We start from the raw sequence: 313 nt of genomic DNA on the forward strand, positions 1-313 counted from the left end.
AAAGCGCTCGGGCGATTCCCATACGGCGGCGTTCGCCCCCGGAAATTTGCCGTCCGCCATCACCCAGCCAGGGATTCAGGCCATTACCATCCAGCAGTTTCGCCAGTCCGACTTTGGTCAGTACGGTTGTCAGCTCGTTGTCGGTTGCATCCGGTTTTGCTAATTGCAGGTTATCCCGAACTGTGCCGTTAAAGATATCAACACGCTGGCTGACCACACTGACAGCATCACGCAGTGCTGCTTCCTGCCATTGACAAAGCGGTGTGCCATCCAGTGTTATCTGGCCCTGCTGCGGGTCCCAGTTACGGGTCAG

The 313-nt window shown here is 56.9% G+C and carries 1 protein-coding gene; it reads right to left on the reverse strand.

What is annotated here, in order from left to right:
- A partial coding sequence (locus ACYP03_RS25315; protein WP_459782574.1) for an ATP-binding cassette domain-containing protein occupies positions 1 to 313 on the reverse strand: 313 nt, incomplete at both ends.

The sequence above is a fragment of the Photobacterium sp. R1 genome, from assembly GCF_054600795.1.